This is a genomic window from Moheibacter lacus, assembly GCF_014042165.1.
Taxonomy (GTDB): domain Bacteria; phylum Bacteroidota; class Bacteroidia; order Flavobacteriales; family Weeksellaceae; genus Moheibacter; species Moheibacter lacus.
The window spans coordinates 758472-776298 of record NZ_JACDZE010000001.1 but is presented as its reverse complement, the minus strand read 5'-3'; the positions used below and the strand labels follow the sequence as shown (position 1 = coordinate 776298).

Here is a 17827-nt window from a genome sequence, read left to right as displayed (position 1 = left end):
AAGATAAGACCGCTTGAGATATTCAAGCGGTTTTTTTGTTAAAAATCTTTGCCATAAGTGTTTTCAGCGGAAAAAGCCCATTGTTAAAGTTCAAATAAATTTGGATTTCTTAATAAAATGTTACAATTTTGCGACGATAATGTTATAAAAAAATAAGTATGAGGACAAAATTTGCATTTATTAGTGCACTTTTCCTGCTTTTTATAGGGCAGGTAGTTTTTGCTCAGGTTACTGGTACTGTACAGGATGATTATGGTCCTGTGGTAGACGCAGAAGTGACTGTGAGAGGAGGAGATGCTTCAGCGATTACGGATGAAAATGGTTCGTTTTCGATTGATGCACAAGTAGGAAATGTATTGGTAGTTACAGATGCTATGGGTACGTCAAAGGATTTCACTGTTAACAAATTAAACATGGGAACTTTGACGTTTGGAGCTGATGTAGAGCTAGATGTAGTGACCATTACGAAATCAATTTTTGACCCGGGAGCGGTATCAAATGCCGGGGTTACCAGGGTTGATGCGCAAGTAATTGAAACTCAAACGCCTTCATTGTCAGTTGACCAAATGTTGGCAGGTAAAATTTCTGGTTTGAACTCAGTTGGACAACAAGGTGGTTCACCAGGTAGTGTGGGTAACGTTGTGATTCGTGGTGCTGTAGGATTGAACGGTGGGGTGAAAAGTCCATTGTACATCGTGAATGGTGCATATTTGAACGAAGATGATGTGAACTCTATTAACCCAAATGACATCGAGTCAATTGACGTATTGAAAGAAGCGTCTCAATTGGCCGTTTATGGTTCACGTGGTGCAAATGGTGTGGTGATCATCAAAACAAAATCCGCTAAAAAAGGTCAATCTATCATTAACTATAGAACTAGCTTCGGTTATTCTGAATTGATGGATTTGAATAATGTAGAAGTAATGGGATCAAGACAATTGCTTGAATTCCAAAATCAATTGAGTTCAAGTGTGGATGACGAAGGTATGCCGACAGGTGTTGGTATTGCTCGTACACCAGAGGAAATTGAAGCTTTGAGCCAAATTAATACAGATTGGAATGATGAATATACGAAAGGAGGTTTCTTGACTTCTCATTATTTGTCCATTGCTAATGCTGGTGATCGTTCTAGCTCAAACTTCTCAGTCGGTTATGACCAAAACACAGGTAACATCATTTATTATAAAGGATTTGAAAGAATTACTTCTTCCTTTAATAATGTTGTACAAGTAAATGATCGTTTCAGCTATGGTGTTAATGTTTCAGGAAGTTACACTGAAAGAGACAATCCAAGAGACCGTTACAATGGTCAAAATCCATTCTTTAACATCTTGAGAAACACACCTTATTCAACTGTTTACCAAATGGATGAAGATGGGAATCCAGTATTGGATCAATATGGAGACCCTGTTTTCAATCAAGCAGTTAGTGCAAACTCTTACAATGCTTTGGATGAAATGAAATATACGTATAGAAGTCAAAGAAACTTCAGATTATTTGGATCTGGATATTTGGCTTTGGAAGTATTTAAAAATGTTACAGCTAGAACAACTTTTGGTGCTACTTATGATAGAACACAAGTTGAAAGTTTCGGTCAACCAAGATCTCACTTATCAAATTTGTTAGGATACAATGGTTACAAGTCTGACAGCAGTAGTGACCGTTTGGATTACAACTGGAGAAATGAGGTAACTTATGGAAATAGCTGGGGAAGACATAACTTGAGTGTTACGGCTGCAACTGAGTACATCAACGAGAACAATTATTACTCTTTGATCAACTCAAGAGGATTCCCAAATAACTTCCAAAACGTACAAGTTTTGGCTACAGTTGTTCCTGGAGATACATATACAAACAGATGGTTGATTACTAGATTTGGTTATTTAGGGTCAGTAGCTTATGATTTCGGTGGAAAATATTTTGTGAATGGATATGTACGTAGAGACGGAACTTCATTGGCAGGATTTGATAACCAATACGGTACTTTCTGGGGAGCTTCCTTAGGATGGGACGTAGCAAAAGAGTCTTTCTTTGATTCTCAAAGATGGTTGAACAACTTGATCTTAAGAGCATCTTATGGTGAAGTTGGTGACGATAGTGGATTAGAAGTTTATTCTAATTTATCAGCAATTGCGCAAGCTACTCACACTGGGTCAGCAACGCCAATTTCATATCCTGACGGAATCGCAAACGATGACGTAACATGGGAAACCAATGCTAAATTGAACTTAGGTTTTGACTTCGGTATGTTCAACAGAAGATTGACTGGTACATTTGCTTGGTTCCAAGACAACAGAAGAGATTTCTTATTTGATCAAGCTTTAGCTGCTGAAGCTGGAGGATATTCTGTAAGTGTAAATGCTGGTGAATTGCAAACCAATGGTTTTGAAATTGAATTGAACTATGATATCTTAAGAATTAAAGATGGTTTGAACTTAAGCGTTTATGGAAACTTTACCAACATCGGATATGAAGTAAAAGAATTGACTGATGGTTTGAACCAAATTTTCCCTTCAGGAGCATTTGAATCTATGGTCCATGAAGTAGGACAAGAGCCATTTACGTTCTTTATGGTACGTTATGCAGGTGTAAATCCTGACAACGGTAATGCGCAGTACTACGATATCGATGGAAACATTACGGAAAAGTATGATGCAACAGATGCCGTTACTTTAGATGGTAAATCTCCATTCCCTAAATATTATGGTGGATTTGGTTTAACTGCTGAATACAAAGGATTTAACTTAAGAGCAGACTTTAACTACCAAGGAGGAAACTATTTGTACAACAACACCTATGAATTAGGAACTGAATTGAATCCGGACAATGATGGATACAACTATTTTGTGGATGCTGCAAACTACTGGCAAAATCCGGGTGATACAGGTGTTTTCCAAAAACCAAGTGTAAATGGATTTGAATATTCTGATCAATTCTTAGAAAAAGGTGATTACATCTTATTCAGAACTTTGGAATTGGGGTATACTTTTAAAGAAGATTTATTTAAAAACTTACCAGTTAGAGGTATGAGAGTTTATGGACAAATCCAAAACTTAGCATTGTGGACGGATTACCATGGAAACCCTATTCAAGGTACAGGTGCAAGTGAATCAAGTAACGTACAAAATGAAGGCTACGTATCTGGTGCATTCAGTTTGTATTCTTATCCTTTGACTAGAGCCTATTCATTGGGTATTAACTTAACATTTTAATTAAACGAAGATGAAAAAATATATTAAATATGCATTTTTATCCTCAATGGCTTTCTTTTTAAGCTGTGAAGATGAAGATATTCAAAATCAATCTCCGGGATCTGCTGTTTATGAAGGTTATTATACTTCATTACCAGAATTTGAAGCTGCCGTAAATGGTGCTTACAATAGTTTTTTTGGTAGTGGTTTATATTCGGACGAAAATGGGATCATCAAAGTTGGAGACGTACTTTCTGACAATGTCATCCAAGATCCACTAGGAAGAGGAACGATGACCATTGGCCATAACTGGACGTATAATTCAGGTACAGGAGGTGCTTCTGGAATTTATGGAACTGGTTACCAAATGGCTTCCAGAGCGAATGCTATTTTAGATAATGAAGCGAATTTAATCGACTCTTTATTGACTCCTGCAGACCTTCTTAAAAAGCAACAATTAATGGCAGAAGCAAGAGCTTTACGAGCTATTGGGCATTTTGAAATAGCAAAAGTCTATACAAAAATTCCTACCCAATCTGCAGATGCCAACTCTTTTGCCGGTATCGCTTATGTAGATACATTTGATCCTTATGCAACTCCAGGTCGTTTGGCCACAGTTGCTGATGTTTACAACAGAATCGCTGAGGATTTTGAAGCTGCTTATGTAGATATTCCTGCTACTTCAGCAAACTTGTTCAGACTGAATAAAACATCTTTGGCTGGTATCATGTCTAGATTCTATTTGTACATGGGTAGATATGACAAAGTAATTGAGTATGCTACTCCAGTTGTAGCTGTTAATGATCCATGTGCTGGTGATGACCTTTTAAGCTTTTGGAGAAGTGTGCATAGCGATGGGGTATTGTTTCAAACCCTTGTAGATGCTTCTGATCCAGCAATCGGTATCAATTATAGTCAAGGTACTGGACCAAATACTCTTTCAGAATACAATGCTGATAAAGCTTTTTATGATACTTTCTTACCAACAGAAGGTGATCGTTTAAATGCCTCTATTCAATTCATAGCTTCTAAAAATATTTATGCGGTTAGAAAGTACATGCAAAGTAATTTAGGTACAGTTAACTTGCACTATGGTAGATATTTGAGAGTAGAAGAGGTAATCTTAAACCTTGCTGAAGCTCAGTATTTGTCTGGTAACCAAGGTGGAGCACTTACTACTTTGAATATTTTAAGAGATGAGCGTTATACATCTTATGCGGGTGGAGAATCTGGAGATGCTTTGTTCAATGCTATCATCAATGAAAGAAGAAAAGAATTGGCTTTTGAAGGTGATCGTTTCTTTACATTGAAAAGATTGATGGGTGTACCTGGTATTCCTTCTCAATATGCTCAAGGTATCGTGCGTTCAGGAAATGGACATTTTGCAGATGGAACAGGAAACCCTTCTCCTTCTCAAGTTTTGACTTCAGATGCTAGAGAATGGCAATGGCCTTTGACGCAAAGTATTTTGATTTACAATCCAAATATGACGCAAACTCCTGGTTATGAGCAATAACTAATAGTTGTAATATATTTAAAACCCACTCATCGAGTGGGTTTTTTAATTCTTCAAAAATTCATTTACCTTTGTCCGGTTCAATTGATTGGTATGAAACTAGTGTTTATAAATTTTGAAAATTCTTTTTAATTTGAATTTATTAAAATTTTATAGACGAGAACGCAGTAGTTACAGACGTTCTAATTTATTATAAATAAATTTTGTACTATTAATTGCTTAAAATTTTAACGTGTGAAGTACTTGTTTTGCGTTTTGCTAATTGCGTTCTTTTTTCAGAATACAAAAGCCCAAATCAATCAAAATTATGACGATCCAAACGCCATCCGAGATTCCTTGCAGGATTTTGGGAAACGAGAAGTGGCAAATGATAGTTTGAAAGTTCATACTCCCACTATTTCGGATTATACCTATTGGAGACAAGGTGATCTGAAACCTACAATTTTAGATACTGTTTTAACGATTGAAAGTTTTTATAACCAAAACTTTAGACAAAAAGATAATTTCGGGAAAATGTACTTTCCGAACTTCGGTCAAACCTTTAATTCACTCGAATACGAAGAAAACCGAAACCGAATTCATCTCCTTCCTACCGGAAAATCCTATAATTATTTGTTTCCGGAAGACATTCGCTATTATGATGTAAAAACACCGATGACCGAATTCGTCTTCGAAAATGGAGTAAAAGAAGGCCAATACCTTTCCACTACTTTTACCCATAATTTGACTCCACAACTGAATTATTCGGTTCGTTACCGCGGACTTCGCTCAGTAGGACGTTATGACAATAATTTGGCGGCCAATAATGCATTCATAACCACGATCAGTTATAAATCAAAAAATGAAAGATTTAAACTTTGGACGCATTTTGCTTCGCAAAATTTGGACAATGAAGAAAATGCCGGGATTGAAGATTTGAATCAATTCGTTTATGACGATAGTTTAAGAACAACCAACCGTCAAAATATTGCGGTAAATCTTGAGTCAGCCAATACCCAATTTGATTCCAGAAGATTTCATCTCGGTGCGAGCTATGGACTATTTGGAAAAGCAAAGTCAGATTCTACTGAACTTCGAGCGCCTATTCTTTTGAAAAATGTTTTTACCTACGAAAAACAAAAATACTTTTACGAAGAAACTGCTGTAGAAGACTATTATGAAAGCCCTGTGCTTTCAGGATTTGAACGTAGAAATAGAAAAAATTTCGAAACCCTTCAAAATACTTCATCCGTCGAATTCAAATGGGGAGACCGACTTTTACTCGAAGCCGGAGTTCGCTATGAAAACCTGAAATTTTATTCGTCTGACCCATTATCAGAAGGTTTGATCCTTATTCCTGAGGTTGTTGATGACCAATTAATTGGTGGTATCGCCAAATTGTATTTCGATTGGAATGAAAAAATCAAATTGACTTCGGATGCCGAATTCAAATCGGGCGAAATCTTCAAAAGTCAATACCATATCAATGCAGAATTGGACATTCAACCTATCGACGGATACCATATCGTCGGAGGAGTTCTAGCTGAGTCAGCTTTCCCTTCCTTGAATTTATTTTACAACCAAAGTTTCTACAAAGATTTCAATTATTTCAATTATAGTTTTGATAATGTCAATACGCAGAAATTATTTGGGAAATTGAACTTAGAAAAACTCAAAACCGATGTAGAAGGAACGGTTTACAACATAGAGAACTATGTTTACGTCGGTACTGATTTTCGTCCACGACAATTGAATGGAAGCATTTCACTCTTTCAAATCAAAGCCAACAACCTTTTGACTTGGCGGAAATTCAACTTGAGAACAACGTTTCAATACCAAAAAGTAACCCAAAATGCCGATTTCCTCCCATTACCGGACTTGATTGCACGCGCCTCGATTTATTGGCAAGGCATGATGTTCAACGACAGGGCAGAAGTTCAAATCGGATTCAATGGAAATTATTTTACGGAATTTGAGTCTAGAGAATTCTTTCCAGTCATCAACGAATTCATGCTCCAACGTACAAATGACACCTTCGGAATCCAGAAAATTGGTGGATTTCCCATGCTAGATTTCTTTCTAAACATCAAAGTAGACCGGATGCGGATCTATCTCAGAGCCGACCATTTCAATACATTTTGGGGCGAAAACAAATATTACAGTGCGCCTTATACACCGTTTCGCGATTTTAAAATCCAGTTTGGGGTGAAATGGTATTTGTTTACTTAAGAGAATTGGGCGCATAAAAATAATGGCCGATGATTTCATAATCAAATAAAACATCTTCCAATACTTGTCCCGAACCAATATTGTGAACAATCTGATAATGATTTTTGTCTTTTGACAATTTATCCACGACCACACCTATGTGTGTCATTCCATTTTGGAGTCGCCAACAGACTATATCACCCGGAAGGTAATCCTCAGCATCTTTGGTCATCGGTTTTTCCGTCCCAAACCTGGAGAAAAATACCATTAGATTCGGAACCCGACGATGGTCAATATTTGTATCGGGTTTTGTGAGTCCCCAAATTTTCGGATAAGTTGAAAAATTTGCCGCCATATCTTCATGCACTTCTTTTTGCAAATCTATTCCTAGTGCGCGATAAGTTCTAACGACAACATCCGTACAAACGCCCTTTCCTTCAGGGATTTCACCGTTTGGATAAGGAATCACAAAATAAGAAGGATCATATACAATGGTAGGGTCAACGATTGAAATTGCCGCATCAGATATTTTTTGCTGTTCTTCAGACAAATTTTCATTTCGCTCTGTTTCTATATTTTGACTTTGTGAGTTTTTACTTTTACAAGCCTGAAATAGGAGAAATGAAACGAAGACAACCAATAATTGGATTTTCATAAGTAGAGATATTTATCTAAAAATAAGAATTTTTCTCCAAGGCATTCATTATTTCAAACTTTCCAACCAATCAGACTCAATCCGCACAATTTTTTCATTTTCAGGATGGATCATGATCCATTGCGTTCTGGAATCGACCACCAATTTTCCGTCTTTGTAAAATTCAACTTTCCGTGGTTGACGAATTCCTTCCGGATTCTCAGGATAAGTTCTGACTAAAAGGTTTTCACCCAAATAAACCTGTTGTTTGTATTGGATATGATGATCGACCAGAAACCAAACATTTTCGGCATATTGGCTTTTGTGTTTCCATAAATCCCAATGCTCAGCCGCCATCATTTCTACCCAATGGACAAATTGAACATTGTTCACATGGTTATTTTGATCGATGAATTCTTCTGTGATGAGGATTTCTTTTTCGTGGATAAGCATTTGATTAATTTAACGCAAAACTTAAGACTCTAAACTCAAAACTTGTGAAGAAACTTCCTCCAAAATTCCAAACAACTCCTGTAAATCATCTGAAGTCACCAATCGTTGACGATACGGTTTAAAATGCGGAATTCCTCTAAAATAATTGGAATAATGCATGCGCGTCTCCAGGATTCCGGTGCGCTCACCTTTCCATTCGCAAGCCCAAGTCAAATGACTTTTTGCGGCTTCAGCACGTTCGGCCAAAGTCGGTTCTGGTAGATGCTCTCCAGTTTTTACATAATGTTTGATTTGGTTAAAGATCCATGGATTCCCGATTGCAGCACGACCGATCATCACGCCATCCACGCCATATTCAGCTTTGTAAGCAACTGCTTTTTCAGGAGAATCGATGTCGCCATTCCCGAAAATCGGAATTTCGATGTTCGGATTGGCTTTTACTTTGGCGATTTCTGTCCAGTCGGCTTCGCCTTTGTACATTTGAGAACGCGTGCGACCATGAATCGATAAAGCTTTGATCCCGACTTCTTGCAGTCTTTCCGCCACTTCTTGGATATTGATGGAATCTGTATCCCAGCCCAATCGGGTTTTTACGGTAACCGGGAGATGTGTGCTTTCGATAACGGCTTTGGTCAATCTGACCATCAAATCGATGTCTTTTAAAACGCCAGCTCCCGCACCTTTACAAACGACTTTTTTTACAGGACATCCAAAATTAATATCTACCAAATCAGGTTGAACGGTTTCCACGATTTTGGCAGACATCGCCATAGCTTCCTCATCGCCACCGAAAATTTGAATCCCAACAGGACGTTCATAATCAAAAATATCCAATTTCATCCGGCTTTTGATTGCATCTCTGATCAGTCCTTCGGACGAAATGAATTCCGAATACATCAAATCTGCACCATGCATTTTGCACAATCGGCGAAACGGCGGATCGCTCACATCTTCCATCGGCGCAAGCAACAAAGGGAATTCCGGTAAGCTTATGTTTCCTATCTTTACCAAATCTAATTTTTTGCAAAGTTACAAATCCTATGGCAGAAGAACCTAAAAACAAATCTGTTAATAAATACGTGCACCTGACGAGTTTAGGTTTTCAGATGATGGCAGTGATTTTTGTGTTTGTCTGGATCGGTAAATGGGCAGATGGGCATTTCGAAACCGAGAAAAGCTATTTCACTGCACTCGGAAGCTTAATTGGATTGGGCGCTTCTCTTTATTTGGTGTTAAAACAATTAAAGCAAGTAAAATGAGGTTGACAAAGAATGCTTTTACTGCCATGATCATTTTACTGGTTTGTATTTTGTCCCATTACCTATTGATGGAATGGGTATTTAAAATTCATAAGCCCTATTTCATTTCTATTTATGTATTCACCTTTCTGGTATTGATGATTACCATGACGGTCATTGAGTTATTGGAAAAAAAATACAGAGAATTTTTAGGATATATATTTTTGATAATTGTGGTTTTAAAGTTGTTTTCGGCTAAATTATTCATGAATAGCTTTGTGAATTGGAGGGAAAACGAGTTTAAATTTTCTTTCTTAGTTTTGTATCTTATTAGTTTAATTTTAATTACGTGGTTTGTCGCAAAAAAATTATTAAAAGAAAAAGATGACGAAAAGCAGAAAAATAGGTTTCGTTAATTGGGAAACTTATCTTAAGTTTGCGCCACAAAAAAGAGGTTAATGATAAATCCTATGCGCCAATTATTTACGCTTTGCTTTGTTTTGGTTTTTCAAATGTTTGCATTTGCTTCGCCAAATGGACATGAAGTTGCTGACGGGCAGTTGAGTGAGAAAGAGTCGATGAGGAAGGAAGTCAAAGAAGTGATAGGGCATCACTTGATGGATTCTCACGATTTTACATTTTTAGGAGATAAGGAAGGTCATTACTATGGATTTCCTTTACCTGTGATTTTGTTCGACAATGGATTGAAGATTTTTAGCTCTTCAGAATTTGACCATGGTAAAAATGTAGTTGAAAAAGATGGTTCTTACTACAAATTGTATCATGGGAAAATTTATAAAACTGATGCTGCCGGAACGATTGATAAGGTAGATAAAGTTGTAAAAGAAGGAATGTTCGGGATGTTTGGAGAGCCTTTGAAAGATAAAACTACTGGTGAAGTTGTAATCAAAAAAGATGCAAAAGGAAATCCTGAAAAAGTAATTACCAATGAAAAACCATTGGATATGTCAATTACTAAAAACGTTGTAATGATTATCCTAACTGGACTTTTAATGCTTTGGTTATTTGGGAGCTTAGCGAAATCTTATGCTAAAACAGGCGGAGTTCCGAAAGGAGTTGGAAGATTTTTCGAGCCAATTGTCATGTACATTAAAGATGAAATCGCCGTTCCAAACATCGGTGAGAAGCATTATAAAAAATACATGCCATTTTTATTGACCGTGTTTTTCTTCATTTGGATTTTGAACATGTTTGGATTGACGCCGCTAGGAGTAAACGTGACGGGAAACATCGCTTTTACATTTGCTTTGGCGATCATGACATTTTTGATCACCAATTTCACAGGAAAGAAAGACTATTGGTTGCATATTTTTGATCCACTAGGAGATTCGATGCCTTGGTACGCAAAAGTGCCTTTGTATATCATTTTGATTCCGATTGAAATTTTAGGGATTTTCATCAAGCCATTTTCATTATTGATTCGTCTTTATGCCAATATGGCTGCGGGACACATCGTTTTGATGAGTTTGATTGGATTGATTTTTATATTCCAAAGTTGGATAGGAGGAACACTTTCATTTGCATTGACATTTGTGATCGTGTTGATTAAAGTATTAGTAGCCTTATTGCAGGCTTATATCTTTACGATGTTGTCTGCGTTATATTTCGGATTTGCATCTGCAGAGCATGCACACGAGCACGAAGAGGCGCATTAATTAAAAAGAGAAATTAATTTTTAGTTTAATTATATAAATTTATCAGTATGGAAATTCCAGTAATGGTAGGAGCAGGTTTAGTAGTTATCGGTGTCGGTTTAGGTATCGGAATGATCGGTAAAGGAGCGATGGAAGGTATCGCAAGACAACCTGAAGCTGCAGGTAAAATTCAAACAGCGATGTTGATTGCAGCAGCGTTGATTGAAGGTATTGGTTTCGCTGCATTATTTGCGGTTTAATCAGACAAAAATGAAATTCTGCTGTAACGGTTGGTTACAGCAGGTTTTTCAAATTAAACTATTTGTAAAATAAATTAAGATATTATAAAATGGAAAAATTAATCAATGATTTTTCGTTCGGACTATTCTTCTGGCAGACTTTGCTATTCTTGGCATTGATCATTCTCATGAAGAAATTTGCTTGGAAGCCGATTTTAAATGCAGTTAATGAAAGAGAGAAATCCATCGAGGATGCTTTAAATGAAGCAAAAAAAGCACGCGAAGAAATGGCACTTTTAAAAGCGGAAAACGATAAAATTTTAAAAGAAGCCAAAATCGAACGTGATTCTATTTTAAAAGAAGCGAGAGAAGCAAAAGACAGCATCATCGCTCAAGCTAAAGAAACGGCCCAAGCTTCTGCTGACCGATTGGTGGAAAACGCAAAAATTGCAATCAATAACGAAAAAGCAGCTGCAATGACCGATTTGAAAAATCAAGTGGCGCAATTGTCAATCGATGTAGCGGAAAAAGTATTGAGAAAAGAATTGAGCGACAAATCAGCTCAAGAAGCTTTGGCGAAAGAAATCATTAACGACGCAAAATTGAACTAAAATGGCAGGATTTCGCGCAGCTAAACGATACGCAAAAGGTTTGATGCAGTTCGCAACCGAAACCGGAAAAGGGGCTGAAATCAACCAGGAAATGGAAGATTTGAAAAATTCGATTCAATCCAGTCGTGAATTGGCGCAGTTTTTAAGTTCTCCCGTTTTGGATTCGAGAAAGAAAAATGCGATTGCAAAAGAATTGTTCAAAGACTTTTCGCCTGCTTCCCAAAACTTCATCAAATTGGTCATCGACCAAAGAAGAGAAGGAATGTTAAAACAAATCGCTACACAATTCAACGAAATCTATGACAAATCCAATAATGTTCGTACTGCTGAAGTGATTACGGCAACTGAATTAAATGATGGATTGGTTCAGGATATTTTGAGCAAAGCCAAATCCACGATGGGTGAAAATTTCACCTATAAAATTGAAAACAAAATCAATCCGGATTTGATAGGCGGTTTCATTTTACGTGTGGGAGACAAACAAATCGACACCAGCGTAAGATCGAGATTGAACAAACTGAAAAAAGAATTTGAAATAAACGATTACGTTGCTAAAATCTAAAGATTTAGCAATCAAATAATAAGTTGCAAGTACTTTATAAACTTGAAAATTAATTTTTAAACAAATTAAAATGGCAGAAATAAAACCGGCTGAAGTTTCAGCGATCTTAAAGCAACAACTTTCCAACTTTGACGTAAATGTAGAAATGTCTGAAGTAGGAACTGTACTTAGTGTTGGAGACGGTATTGCCCGTGTTTACGGACTTGACAATGCTCAAATGGGTGAGTTAGTCGAATTTTCCAATGGTCTAGAAGGAATGGTTTTGAACTTGGAAGAGGACAACGTTGGGGTCGTTTTGCTAGGTCAATCCAAAGAAATCAAAGAAGGTGATACCGTAAAACGCACCAACCGAATTACATCCATCCGCGTAGGAGAAGGAATGCTAGGTCGTGTGGTCGATATGTTGGGTAACCCAATCGATGGAAAAGGACCGATCGAAGGACAACTTTATGAAATGCCAATCGAGCGTAAAGCACCGGGAGTTATCTATCGTCAACCGGTAAACGAACCTTTGCAAACAGGTATCGTGGCGATTGACTCGATGATTCCGATCGGACGTGGACAGCGTGAGTTGATCATCGGTGACCGTCAAACAGGTAAGACTTCGGTTGCATTGGATGCCATTTTGAATCAAAAAGAATTTTACGACAGAGGGGAGCCTGTTTACTGTATCTATGTTGCAGTTGGACAAAAAGGCTCTACCGTTGCACAAATTTTAAATACATTACAAGCACACGGAGCCGATAAATATACAGTTGTTGTAGCGGCTAACGCTTCTGACCCGGCTCCTATGCAGGTTTATGCGCCAATGGCAGGTGCTGCGATCGGAGAATTCTTCCGTGATACAGGTCGTCCGGCTTTGGTAGTATACGATGATTTATCCAAACAAGCGGTAGCTTACCGTGAGGTTTCCTTGTTGTTACGTCGTCCACCGGGACGTGAGGCATATCCGGGTGACGTTTTCTACTTGCACTCTCGTTTGTTGGAGCGTGCGGCAAAAGTAATCGGTGACGATAAAGTAGCTGCTGAAATGAACGACTTACCGGAGTCTTTGAAAGGAATCGTAAAAGGGGGAGGTTCTTTAACTGCCCTTCCAATCATCGAAACCCAAGCAGGTGACGTATCGGCTTATATCCCAACCAACGTGATTTCGATTACAGACGGTCAGATTTTCTTGGAGTCCGATTTGTTTAACTCGGGTATCCGTCCGGCGATTAACGTAGGTATTTCCGTATCGCGTGTGGGTGGTAATGCACAAACCAAACCGATGAAAAAAGTTTCGGGAACCTTGAAATTAGACCAAGCGCAATACCGTGAACTGGAAGCCTTTGCAAAATTCGGTTCTGATTTGGATGCGGCTACGATGTCGGTAATCGGGAAAGGAGAGCGCAACGTGGAGATTTTGAAGCAAAACGTAAATTCACCAATTCCGGTAGAAGAACAAGTAGCCATCATTATGGCAGGAACAAACGGTATGTTGAAAAACGTTCCGGTTGGGAAAGTAAAAGAATGGCAGGATAACTTCTTATCGTTATTGAGAAGTCAATACGGTGATTTGTTGGCCGAATTGAGACAAGGAAAATATTCAGACGAAATCGTAGATAAATTGAAAACAATTATCAACGATACGACTGCACCTTATAATTAATCAGAATAAATATGAACCCTTTCCTTGAGAGGGTTCATAAACTATAAGTCATTGTACATTATACATTAAAGAATGGCAAACTTAAAAGAAATACGAAGCAGGATTACCTCGGTCGGATCAACGATGCAGATTACGAGTGCCATGAAAATGGTTTCGGCTGCTAAATTGAAACGTGCTCAAGATGCGGTAACACAGCTTCGTCCGTATGCAAACAAATTACGCGATATCCTTTCTAACATCAGTTCCACTTTGGACGCAAGTGCCGGAGGAGAATTGACGGTTCAGCGCGAGGTGAAAAAACTATTGTTGGTCGTAGTTACTTCCAACCGTGGTTTGGCGGGTGCTTTTAATTCAAATATCATCAAAAAAGCCAATGCCATTATTTCCGAATCTAAAGATAGAGGAATTGATATTTCGGTGTTGAGCATCGGAAAAAAAGGACATGATTTGTTGCGCAAACAAGCTACGGTTTACAAAAACAGTTCATCGATTTGGGACAATTTGAGTTTTGATGAAATCGCTTTGATTTCGGAAGAAATCACGGAGAAATTTGCTTCGGGCGAATTTGACCAAGTACGAATTGTCTACAACCAATTCAAAAATGCGGCGACTCAAATCGTGATGGACGAGCAGTATCTTCCGGTTCAAATCCAAACGGAAAATGTCGAATCTACAAGTTCATCAGTCGATTACATCTTCGAACCATCGAAAGAAAAAATCGTAACCGATTTGATTCCTCAAACATTGAAAACCCAATTGTACAAAGCGCTTTTGGATTCCAATGCAGCTGAACATGGAGCGCGTATGACGGCAATGCACAAAGCAACGGACAACGCAGATGCACTTCGTAAAGAACTGGTATTACAATACAACAAAGAGCGTCAAGCAGCCATCACTAACGAGATCCTCGAAATCGTGGGTGGAGCAGAAGCTTTGGATGCTTAAAATAAAATTTAAAATGAAGGGAAAGCCATCTCAATCGAGGTGGCTTTTTGCTATCTATTTTTTGACATCCAAGTCTAATCTGAATGAAAAATTATCTTTTAGCGTTCCAAGTCAGATTCCACTTTAACGTTCGATATAAAAACATTAAGATTTAAGATCGATCTGAATTCATTCAATTTGATAAGTTTTTTTTAAAAAATCAAGAATTTGATTTAGGAATAGAAGACTTAAATCAAACTAAAATGAATCAATCTTAGAGGTTAACGAACAATAAAAAAGGACAGCCTGAAAGCTGTCCTTAAATCATTTATCATGAATTGATCAATCGTTTTCTGAAGGCACCGGTGGTGCAGGAGGAGGAGGAGGAAGCGTGCCTTCAATTTCTTCCGTGATTACTTCCAGATTTTCTGTTGCTTCTTTCACTTCTTGAGTAGCCTCATCCACTTTTTGTTGGGCATCTTTTAATTTTTCATTGGCTTTGATCACATCGTTTTGCGCATCGATCACTGCTTTGTTTAGTTCTTCCAAAGTCGGAGGAGGTGGTAAATTTTCCACTCTTAATTTCAATTTTTCAGAATTATTGAATTTATAAGCCAATCCTACTCCCAGTGTTTGTTTCAACTGTGTTTTCTTAATTTGATCCTCATCATAATATAAATTAATGGTAGCCTGTGCACCTAAAAAACTGTTGATTTTCATGTCCAGAACGCCTTGGTAAGCAATGTCCATATTAAATGGTTCATCCTTATAATTAGAGTAGATGCCCAATCTACTGTCATAAGACATCGTTTTCAGGAAATTAATTTTATATCGAGCGCCCAAATAAGCACCAAATTCATGAAAATATTTGTCTCCATCTGCTTTTAATCCGAAATTACCTTTCGTTTGTAAATCCTCATCCATTACAAAAGTAAATCGGGAAGTTAAAGGATGAAAGTTCACCTGAAAATTTTCATTGGGTTTATAGTCAATACCAAGACCCATGGACCAATAGGCCGGTGCCATAAAGTTGGAAATCTTTTTGTAATCACCCGTGATGCTGTCTTGAATTGCATAATCCAAACCTTCAGAAAATTGAGTTTTGAAATTGGTAGCAGCCTTCAAATAAAAATGACGGATAAATTCATAACCATAAGAAGAACTCAGGTCTATCACATCATTGGACTTTCTATAATCTTCTCCTTCATTCCTTAAAACGCCATAATTCAATAAAATACGGTTGTCCCAAATATGACGACCTCTTGTCAAATTAAATTCATAATCTACATTGGCAGTCAAAGCATAAGAATTCACACCACCAGCTATCCAATTTGAAAATGCGGCTTGGTTAAATTGCAAACTATTGGTGCCGGAAATGTACCAACCTTGAAGTCGGTCCGCATTGGGTCTGGCTTTTAAATACCGATGACTATTGTATTGAAGATTACCATTGCTGTCGACGGTTTGTGCATTTGAGATAAAAAATCCCGAAAGGAAGATGAAACAGATAAGTTTTTTCATTTCGATTTCAATTTTACTTAAAGTTAAATTCCGCGTAAAATTAAATATTATAATATTTTCGGGCTAAATTATGAGCGGATAAATTCAATTTTTTCTACAATTGGTTTCCTCGTACTTTCATGCAAAGGTTCTTTTCTTTTTCCCATATAAAAAATACCAAAACAATTTTCATCCTCTTCTAATTCCACAAATTCACCCATTTTGGTAATCGCACTAGGAGAAGACCAATAAGCACCAATCTCCATCGCCGTACACATCAACCACATGTTTTGGACCGCCATTGCTGTTGCCGCCAATTCTTCCCATTCCGGTAATTGATGCGAAGTTTTCATACAAATCAATATGATTTTATCTGATAGTAAACATTTATCGACAATTGCGGCTTTCTTTCTCTCACTTTGAGCCTCAGGTGGTGTGATCTCCAAATGCTTTTCCAGCATGAAATCTGCAAATCTTTGTTTCCCTTTTCCTTCGATGATTTTAAATCGCCATGGCTCTGTTCGTTTATGATTGGGTGCCCAATTGGCAGATTCCAATATCTTTTCCAATTCTTCTTGACCAATTTCTACTTCACTATAAACCGTTGGCATCACTGAACGGCGTGTTTTGATTATGTTGAATAATTCTTCTGGATTCATCTTAAAAGTTTATTTTTGACAAATGTAACCCACAAAAACCGATTAGCGAAATGAGCCGAATAGAAGTAGCAACCGTGAACCAAAAAATAACATCCGGATATCAATTTGATTTCGGGAAATACATCACCGATGGATTTGAAATATTTAAAAAAGAATGGCTGATGTTTAGCCTTTATGGATTGGTTTCTCTTTTTTTGATTACCTTATCATTAATGACTATCATAGGTGCTTTCTTTTTTTTATTTCCGCTGATGTTGGGCTATTCGGTTGCAGCTGAAAAAGTAGAAAGAGGAGAGCCGCTCGAATTTAAGGACTTTTTTGGTGCTTTTAAAAACTATGATAAGCATGCGATTCTCACATTGTGTTTGATGGCCTTTTTTATCATTTTGTATATTCCTATGATTCTATTCATTGTTTTGATGGATTTAAGTTCCGGTTATGGTGATGCCAATGCTGTGGGAGCGGTCATGGGAATTTTCATGGTTTTCTATTATTTAATTTTCTATGTCGCAATTTTTTTTATTCAGGGCTCCATGATATTCGCACCTTATTTGATTCATTATGGTGGTTATTCGGGGATGGATGCGATAAAGACTTCCTATAAAGTTTTTAAGAAGCAATGGATCATGATTTTGTTATTTGTCTTGGTCATAGGACTGTTATCAAGTGTAGGATACATCGCTTGTTTCATCGGTGTTTTTGCTTCGATGGCTGCCGGTTATTTGATGCAATATGCCATGGTAAAAGATGTTTTGATGCAATCTACCTATTCGGAAATCGACCAAATCGGAAATCCAGGGATTTAATTTC

At 37.5% G+C, this 17827-nt stretch carries 16 protein-coding genes; 11 read left to right on the top strand and 5 right to left on the bottom strand.

From position 1 onward, the window contains the following. Positions 1–158 precede the first annotated feature (158 nt). The 3 genes from HU137_RS03695 (at position 159) to HU137_RS03685 (ending at position 6915) form a co-directional block, all read left to right on the top strand. Positions 159–3212: a SusC/RagA family TonB-linked outer membrane protein gene (locus HU137_RS03695; RefSeq protein ID WP_182042453.1), complete on the top strand. Its 3054-nt coding sequence runs from the start codon at positions 159–161 to the stop codon at positions 3210–3212. Between the two features lie 10 nt (positions 3213–3222). Continuing rightward, the gene (locus HU137_RS03690; protein WP_182042452.1) at positions 3223–4707 is read left to right on the top strand and encodes a RagB/SusD family nutrient uptake outer membrane protein; all 1485 of its coding nucleotides are present in this window, start codon (positions 3223–3225) and stop codon (positions 4705–4707) included. A gap of 234 nt (positions 4708–4941) precedes the next feature. Beyond that, a complete protein-coding gene (locus HU137_RS03685; RefSeq protein WP_182042451.1) occupies positions 4942–6915 on the top strand; it encodes a putative porin in 1974 nt (657 codons plus the stop codon). Here HU137_RS03685 and HU137_RS03680 read toward each other — a convergent pair. Genes HU137_RS03680 through dusB form a run of 3 tightly spaced genes read right to left on the bottom strand, consistent with a single transcriptional unit; the run spans position 6908 to position 8992 of the window. Then, on the bottom strand, positions 6908–7549 hold the full coding sequence (locus HU137_RS03680; RefSeq protein WP_182042450.1) for a DUF1287 domain-containing protein: 642 nt from the start codon (positions 7547–7549) through the stop codon (positions 6908–6910). The genes HU137_RS03685 and HU137_RS03680 overlap by 8 nt on opposite strands. Positions 7550–7597: 48 nt before the next feature. Further along, positions 7598–7981, bottom strand: a complete 384-nt coding sequence (locus tag HU137_RS03675; protein WP_182042449.1) for an acyl-CoA thioesterase — start codon at positions 7979–7981, stop codon at positions 7598–7600. Positions 7982–8002: 21 nt separating this feature from the next. Next, positions 8003–8992 carry a tRNA dihydrouridine synthase DusB gene (gene dusB, locus HU137_RS03670; RefSeq protein ID WP_182042448.1) on the bottom strand — a complete coding sequence of 330 codons (990 nt, stop codon included), beginning with the start codon at positions 8990–8992 and terminating at the stop codon, positions 8003–8005. 29 nt (positions 8993–9021) lie between these two features. Here dusB and HU137_RS03665 point away from each other — a divergent pair, with 29 nt between their 5' ends. From HU137_RS03665 to atpG, 7 genes are all read left to right on the top strand, one after another. Further along, positions 9022–9240: an AtpZ/AtpI family protein gene (locus HU137_RS03665; RefSeq protein ID WP_182042447.1), complete on the top strand. Its 219-nt coding sequence runs from the start codon at positions 9022–9024 to the stop codon at positions 9238–9240. 449 nt (positions 9241–9689) lie between these two features. After that, positions 9690–10895: a F0F1 ATP synthase subunit A gene (atpB, locus tag HU137_RS03660; protein ID WP_182042446.1), complete on the top strand. Its 1206-nt coding sequence runs from the start codon at positions 9690–9692 to the stop codon at positions 10893–10895. 47 nt (positions 10896–10942) lie between these two features. Next, the gene (gene atpE, locus HU137_RS03655) at positions 10943–11134 is read left to right on the top strand and encodes an ATP synthase F0 subunit C (protein ID WP_182042445.1); all 192 of its coding nucleotides are present in this window, start codon (positions 10943–10945) and stop codon (positions 11132–11134) included. An 89-nt stretch (positions 11135–11223) separates the two neighbouring features. After that, positions 11224–11724, top strand: a complete 501-nt coding sequence (locus HU137_RS03650) for a F0F1 ATP synthase subunit B (RefSeq protein ID WP_182042444.1) — start codon at positions 11224–11226, stop codon at positions 11722–11724. Position 11725: 1 nt separating this feature from the next. Next, positions 11726–12286: an ATP synthase F1 subunit delta gene (gene atpH, locus HU137_RS03645; protein ID WP_182042443.1), complete on the top strand. Its 561-nt coding sequence runs from the start codon at positions 11726–11728 to the stop codon at positions 12284–12286. Positions 12287–12356: 70 nt separating this feature from the next. Next, the gene (atpA, locus tag HU137_RS03640; RefSeq protein ID WP_182042442.1) at positions 12357–13934 is read left to right on the top strand and encodes a F0F1 ATP synthase subunit alpha; all 1578 of its coding nucleotides are present in this window, start codon (positions 12357–12359) and stop codon (positions 13932–13934) included. Between the two features lie 72 nt (positions 13935–14006). Further along, positions 14007–14879 (top strand): ATP synthase F1 subunit gamma, encoded by an 873-nt coding sequence (atpG, locus tag HU137_RS03635; protein WP_182042441.1) that lies wholly within the window; start codon positions 14007–14009, stop codon positions 14877–14879. A 321-nt stretch (positions 14880–15200) separates the two neighbouring features. Here atpG and HU137_RS03630 read toward each other — a convergent pair whose 3' ends face one another. Next, positions 15201–16379 (bottom strand): DUF3078 domain-containing protein, encoded by a 1179-nt coding sequence (locus HU137_RS03630; protein WP_182042440.1) that lies wholly within the window; start codon positions 16377–16379, stop codon positions 15201–15203. 68 nt (positions 16380–16447) lie between these two features. After that, complete coding sequence (locus HU137_RS03625) at positions 16448–17017, bottom strand: nitroreductase family protein (protein ID WP_182042439.1); 570 nt, start codon at positions 17015–17017, stop codon at positions 16448–16450. Between the two features lie 50 nt (positions 17018–17067). Between HU137_RS03625 and HU137_RS03620 the strand changes: the two genes are divergently transcribed. Further along, the gene (locus HU137_RS03620) at positions 17068–17823 is read left to right on the top strand and encodes a hypothetical protein (RefSeq protein WP_182042438.1); all 756 of its coding nucleotides are present in this window, start codon (positions 17068–17070) and stop codon (positions 17821–17823) included. Positions 17824–17827 lie beyond the last annotated feature (4 nt).